The sequence below is a fragment of the Sphingorhabdus sp. genome (assembly GCF_044239005.1).
Taxonomy (GTDB): Bacteria; Pseudomonadota; Alphaproteobacteria; order Sphingomonadales; family Sphingomonadaceae; genus Sphingorhabdus_B.
Genome location: NZ_JBIICH010000138.1, coordinates 1 through 4,918 on the forward strand (window position 1 = coordinate 1; position 4,918 = coordinate 4,918).

A 4,918-nucleotide genomic window follows, 5' to 3' on the forward strand; every position below is an offset into this window, starting at 1 on the left:
TTAGCCTAGGTCGAAAGTCACCCCTTGCGCAAGCGGCAGTTCATTCGAATAGTTAATCGTGTTCGTCGCGCGGCGCATATAGGCTTTCCATGCGTCCGACCCGGATTCGCGACCACCGCCCGTTTCCTTTTCACCACCAAATGCCCCACCGATTTCAGCGCCGGATGTGCCGATATTGACATTGGCGATGCCGCAGTCGCTGCCTTCTGCCGACAGGAACCGTTCGCACTCGCGGACGTCGGTCGAGAATATTGAGGACGAAAGCCCCGCGCCGACACTGTTTTGAAGTGCGATGGCCTGCGCCAAATCGTGATAGCGGAAGATGTACAGTATCGGGGCAAAGGTTTCGCGCAATGCCGGGCCACTGTGCGCAGGCATCTCGACAAGCGCAGGCCGGACATAGACAGCTTCCAAGTCCATCCGATCACCGCCCGTGATATTTGCGCCAAGCGCGCGCGCTTCATCAAGCGCGATCCGCATGCCGTCATATGCCGCTTCGTCAATAAGCGGTCCAGCAAGGTTGCCGCTGTCTAGCGGGTCTCCCACCGCCATCGACGTGCTTGCCGCTTTGAGTGCTTCCACAAAATTGTCATAGATCGCATCATGCACAAAGACGCGGCGCAGGCTCGTGCACCGCTGCCCGCTTGTGCCGAACGCGGAGAACAAGACGCCGCGTAATGCCAATGCAAGGTCGGCCTTGTCGCTGATGATCGCGGCGTTATTGCCCCCAAGTTCCAATATCGTCTTGGCAAAACGCGCGGCCGCAACCTGTCCGACCTTGCGGCCCATTTGCGTGCTGCCGGTGGCAGAGATGAGCGCGACGCGCGGGTCCGCGACCAAAGCCGCACCAACGTCGCGTCCGCCATGCACCACTTGAGATACATGCGCCGGCGCATCGCCAAATGCGGTCACCGCGCGTTCAAAAATGGCTTGCACGGCCACCGCCGTCAGCGGGGTTTTCTCCGACGGTTTCCAGATAACGCTATTTCCGCAGACAAGTGCCAACGCCGCATTCCACGCCCAAACGGCGACCGGGAAATTGAACGCAGAAATGACCAGAACCGGACCAAGTGGATGCCATTGTTCCATCATACGGTGGCCGGGACGTTCGCTGGCGATGGTGAGGCCATGAAGCTGGCGCGACAAGCCGACGGCGAAGTCGCAAATGTCGATCATCTCCTGCACTTCGCCCATGCCCTCAGACAAGGGCTTCCCACATTCGATGGTTACAAGGCGCGCCAGTTTCTCCTTATCTTCGCGTAAGGCATTACCGAACAGGCGGACGAGCTCTCCGCGACGCGGCGCGGGGACGGCGCGCCAGCTGTGGAAAGCATCGGTGGCTTTTGTGCACGCCGCATCCATATCCGAGGCAGAGGCGGTTGGTACCGATCCGATATTGCTGCCATCGACCGGCGAGTATGACGCCATATCCCCCGAAATTCGCGTTCCGAGGTGCGCCAAAATCGTCTCTACATCTGCTGCCAGCTTCACCGCTATCTCCCAATTGATTGCAAGGCGAATAGACGGGTTCCAAGCATTTTGCCAGCTTGCCCGCAGCACACAAAAAGTTTAGCGACCCATGCAACATTGGAGAAAGTTTATGGCCGAATTGGCAGCATTTGATTGGTCCGACCCCTTCCGTCTGGATGCGCAACTTACCGAAGATGAACGCATGATCCGCGATACGGCACATGCCTTTGCGCAAAGCGAATTGCAGCCGCGCGTGATTGAGGCATACCGGACCGAATGTGATGCACCCGAATTGTTTCCGCTGATGGGCCAAACAGGTTTGCTGGGCGCAACGATTCCGGAAGAATATGGCGGCGCTGGCGCGTCTTATGTCGCTTATGGCTTGATTGCGCGTGAGATTGAGCGCGTCGATTCAGGCTATCGTTCGATGGCGTCGGTTCAGTCGTCGCTCGTGATGCATCCCATCTATGCATATGGTTCCGAAGAGCAGCGCCGCAAATATCTGCCCGGACTGGCCGCAGGAACGCTCATCGGTTGCTTTGGATTGACTGAGCCGGACGCAGGGTCCGATCCAGCGGGCATGCGTACCTTTGCCAAAAAAGTTGATGGCGGATATGTCATCAACGGTTCCAAAACGTGGATTTCAAACGCCCCCTTTGCCGACGTCTTTGTCGTCTGGGCAAAATCGGAAGCACATGGCGGCGGCATTCGCGGCTTTGTCCTGGAAAAGGGCATGAAAGGCCTGTCCGCGCCAAAAATTCAAGGCAAATTGTCGCTGCGGGCATCAACCACTGGCATGATCATGATGGACAATGTCGAGATTGGTGAGGATGCGCTTCTGCCCGACGTGCAAGGCCTGAAGGGTCCGTTCGGTTGCCTCAACCGTGCGCGTTATGGCATCAGCTGGGGCGCATTGGGGGCAGCAGAATTCTGCATGCATGCCGCGCGCCAATATGGCCTTGATCGCCATCAATTTGGCAAGCCGCTCGCCGCCAACCAGCTCTATCAAAAGAAATTGGGCGATATGATGACCGACATTGCGCTTGGCCTTCAGGCATCGTTGCGCGTCGGACGGCTAATGGACGAAGGCCAGTTGGCGCCCGACATGATTTCTATCGTCAAGCGCAACAATGTCGGCAAGGCGCTCGATATCGCCCGCGCCGCGCGCGATATGCATGGCGGAAACGGCATCAGCGAGGAATATCAAGTCATGCGCCACATGGCGAACCTTGAAACGGTCAACACCTACGAAGGTGCGCATGATGTCCACGCGTTGATTCTTGGGCGGGCCATCACGGGCATCGCGGCGTTTTGATAAAAAAATGGGCCGCCAAGCTGTACAGCGGCGGCCCAGTTACGGCTTTGCAGCCAACTAGGGAGGAAAGTGTATCTCCTAAAAGACACGGCCCCTGTTAACGCAAAGATGGTAAATATTTCATGAACGCCGCGATGACGGCGATGGGCCTAGCAAGGGCCAGTCCTTCGGCCTTCGACCGAAAACGAAAACGGCGCATTATTGCGAATGCCCTGCGACTGAATGTGGATGATCCGGTTGGATTCCTTACGGATGGTCGTCAGGCCTTGTCCTTGACCTTTGCAGGTGTAGCTGACCGTCACCATATTCACGGTTGAACGGACAACGTACCGCTCACAGGCTGCGCCCGAATGCTGGATTTGGGTTAGCACCTCTGGATTGCCAAGACAGATTTTTGTCAATGGCGCCTCAGCCCCAACTGCCCGGAAACTCCACTGCCCGCGTTCGAGCGTGTGCAATAATGACAGATCATTTGCTGGCGTAAACGCAATTGCGGCTGAAGTCAGCGACAGTAAAATGGTACCAGCCAGGCAATATTGGGCGCGTTTTAATGTCATACGTGTCAATCCAGAAACCAGCCATTTTCGTTGAAGCGGCCCGATTATTGCCGAGACATATCACAAAATGCTGCATTTCGCATGATAGAATATGAGCGGTGAACGATGCGTGACCGGATTGGTCCACGCATTTCGATCAGTTGTTGAAGCTTGCCAAACTCACTGGAAAGCGGCGCGAGCAAAATTCGCAATCAACAACGATATCACCAGCATCATCGGCCATGTCAGCCCGGCCTTCTGCCGGAAATTTTGAGATGACATCGCGAATATGCACGGGGTCGCAGCGACAGCCCTTGGACAGCGGGTCGCCTTGTTCAATGCGCACTTCCTGTTCCTCATGGAACAAGCGCCAGACGATTTCTTCTAGTGGCAATGTCGGATCGGCAAGTTCGGCGCGGGCGATCGTGGAGGCAATGATTTCCACATGCTCCCATTCCGGATGGTCAAGCCGGACATGCAAGCGTTCGCGGCCTTCTTCACCTTCAGGAAGATGCTGGACGAGCAGCCCGCCCGCCACACAGCGGCCGTTCACATGGTCGACGGCAACGCGAATAAGCGTCGGTATTTGTTCGGACTGCACGAAATAGTTCGCGGCGGCATCCGCCAGCGTATCGCCCTCAAGCGGCACGATACCTTGATACCGGCCGCCGCCTTCAATCGCTGGCTTCATCCGGTCGAAGGTGATGGCAAGATAGCCCTTGCCGAAGATGCCGAATAATGTGGAATCGTCCGGCAACGCAGCAACCGTCGCTGGATCAAACTGCGCATATCCGCGCAACGCACCGTCCTTATAATCGCAGGCCAGCAAACGGATGGCACCCTTTTCGGTTTGCGTCTGCAATGTCAGCTGGCTGCCTTTTTCCTTCAGCGAGGCGCCCAGCAATGCCGTGAGCACAAGTGCCTCTGCGAGCGTTTTCTCAATGACGGGCGGATAAGCATGCGCGGCCAATATTTCAGACAACACCTCGTCAAGCCGCACCAACCGCCCGCGTGCGTCACGGGTCGGAATGGAAAAGCGCAAAGGCTGATTACAAAGAGTTTCGGACTGCCCAGCCATTAAATTTGGCCAAAACACCAGCGTAAGATGGATTTTTGCGCGTGCAGCCGGTTTTCGGCTTCGTCCCAGATGACCGACTGCGGTCCGTCGATCACGGCGTCGGTAACTTCCTCGCCGCGGTGCGCAGGCAGGCAGTGCAAAAATTTGGCATCGCCCTTTGCTATGGCCATCAGCTGCTCGTTCACCTGATAGGGCATCATCGCGGCTATTTTGTTGTGGGCGTGCTCTTGCCCCATCGACACCCAAGTATCCGTGACAATAACGTCTGCGCCACGTACCGCTTCGGCAGCGTCGCGCGTGAGCGTAACGTTCGCACCCGCCGCGCGCGCGCTTTCGATAAAGCTATCGTCGCTTTCATAACCCTGTGGCACGGCAATCCGCACGTTAAACGTGAACAATCCCGCAGCCTCAACGATGGAATTGAGCACATTGTTTCCATCGCCCAGCCATGCAAGCTCAAGCCCGGGCAACGCCTTGCCGTGCTCGGTTATTGTTAAAAGGTCAGCCACAATTTGGCAC

General features: G+C 56.8%; 4 protein-coding genes and 1 pseudogene. 1 reads left to right on the forward strand and 4 read right to left on the reverse strand.

Annotated features, from left to right (window positions below; all coding sequences use genetic code 11):
* Entirely contained in the window at positions 1 to 1,491 is a 1,491-nt protein-coding gene (locus tag ACILQA_RS09735; RefSeq protein ID WP_395629514.1) for an aldehyde dehydrogenase family protein, read from the reverse strand.
* Positions 1,492 to 1,600: 109 nt separating this feature from the next.
* Here ACILQA_RS09735 and ACILQA_RS09740 point away from each other — a divergent pair, with 109 nt between their 5' ends.
* Complete coding sequence (locus tag ACILQA_RS09740) at positions 1,601 to 2,785, forward strand: acyl-CoA dehydrogenase (protein ID WP_395629515.1); 1,185 nt, start codon at positions 1,601 to 1,603, stop codon at positions 2,783 to 2,785.
* 149 nt (positions 2,786 to 2,934) lie between these two features.
* On the opposite strand, the gene ACILQA_RS09745 is transcribed toward ACILQA_RS09740, so the two are convergent.
* The 3 genes and pseudogenes from ACILQA_RS09745 to ACILQA_RS09755 form a co-directional block, all read right to left on the reverse strand.
* Positions 2,935 to 3,342, reverse strand: coding sequence for a DUF3617 domain-containing protein (locus ACILQA_RS09745; protein ID WP_395629516.1), 408 nt, complete (start codon positions 3,340 to 3,342; stop codon positions 2,935 to 2,937).
* Between the two features lie 136 nt (positions 3,343 to 3,478).
* Positions 3,479 to 4,399: an Hsp33 family molecular chaperone HslO gene (locus tag ACILQA_RS09750; RefSeq protein WP_395629517.1), complete on the reverse strand. Its 921-nt coding sequence runs from the start codon at positions 4,397 to 4,399 to the stop codon at positions 3,479 to 3,481.
* Positions 4,399 to 4,918 (reverse strand): annotated as a pseudogene (locus ACILQA_RS09755) (ornithine carbamoyltransferase); the annotation flags it as partial. The pseudogene ACILQA_RS09755 and the gene ACILQA_RS09750, both read right to left, overlap by 1 nt.

Coding starts and splice junctions, on each gene's coding strand:
- ACILQA_RS09740 (WP_395629515.1), top strand. CDS start 1,601: ATGGCCGAATTGGCAGCATTTGATTGGTCCGACCCCTTCCGTCTGGAT.
- ACILQA_RS09745 (WP_395629516.1), bottom strand. CDS start 3,342: ATGACATTAAAACGCGCCCAATATTGCCTGGCTGGTACCATTTTACTG.
- ACILQA_RS09750 (WP_395629517.1), bottom strand. CDS start 4,399: ATGGCTGGGCAGTCCGAAACTCTTTGTAATCAGCCTTTGCGCTTTTCC.